The organism is Streptomyces sp. URMC 126, from assembly GCF_051386555.1.
Lineage (GTDB): Bacteria > Actinomycetota > Actinomycetes > Streptomycetales > Streptomycetaceae > Streptomyces.
This window is the reverse complement of record NZ_JBPQTX010000634.1, coordinates 1-1,002: the sequence shown is the minus strand read 5'-3', so window position 1 is coordinate 1,002 and position 1,002 is coordinate 1. Positions and strand designations below refer to the sequence as shown.

The 1,002-nt window shown below is 75.0% G+C and carries 1 protein-coding gene; it reads left to right on the top strand.

All coding sequences use genetic code 11. The features are described 5' to 3' along the window. Positions 1 to 101 precede the first annotated feature (101 nt). A complete protein-coding gene (locus tag ACSNOK_RS33225; protein WP_436784503.1) occupies positions 102 to 812 on the top strand; it encodes a vWA domain-containing protein in 711 nt (236 codons plus the stop codon). Positions 813 to 1,002: the final 190 nt, after the last annotated feature.

Sequence of the window (1,002 nt, the reverse complement as noted above, 5' to 3'; positions counted from 1 at the left end):
GCGCCACCCCCGGCACCCCCATCACCCCGGCCGCCGCCGAAGACGCGCGCCCGGCCGGCCCGGAGGAAGCCGGCCGCGGCTCCGCCATCAGCCTGGAGAAGGTGCGGCGCTCGGCCCCCGGTCTCGTCAGCCTCTACAAGTCCGCGGGCGTCTCCCTGCGCAAGCGCGGCCTCGCCGGGCAGCGGGCCGCCGTCTACCTGGTGCTCGACCGTTCGGGGTCCATGCGCGAGTACTACAAGGACGGCAGCGTCCAGCGCCTCGCCGAGCAGGTGCTCGGCCTCTCCGCGCACCTGGACGACGACGGGACCGTTCCCGTCGTCTTCTTCTCCACCGAGGTCGACGGCGTCGCCGAGCTCGACCTCGCCGACTACGAGGGCCGCATCCAGGAACTCCATTCCTCCCTGGGGCACATGGGACGGACCAACTACCACCTCGCCATGCGGGAAGTGATCAAGCACTACAAGAAGTCCGGCGCCACCGACCCCGCGTTCGTCGTCTTCCAGACGGACGGTGGCCCCTACAGCAAGTCCGCCGCCGAGAAGGCCCTCTGCGAGGCCGCCAAGCTGCCGATCTACTGGCAGTTCGTCGCCTTCGGGGACCCCGAGGGGAAGGGGTTCGACTTCCTGCGCAAGCTGGACGCGCTGCCCGTGCCGGAGCGCCGCGCGGTGGACAACGCGGGCTTCTTCCACGCGGGCCGCGACCCCAAGGGCCTCGCGGACGACGCCCTCTACGAGGAGCTGACGGCCGGTTTCCCCGCCTGGCTGGAGGAGGCCCGCGCCGCACGGGTCATCCGTCAGCGCCGCACCCGCTGACCGCCTCAGGCCGACGCGGGCCACCGCTGACCGCCGCGGGCCGCCCGCCCGTCGGCCCGGAGCCGGCCGGCGGCGGCCCGCCCGAGCCGTCCCGCGTCGGCCAGGCCCTGCCGGCCCCGCCCACCCCTACCCGTGGGTCGCCCGAGACCGGCCGCCGGACGCCCTCGGCCCGGGGGGGGGGGGGGGGGCG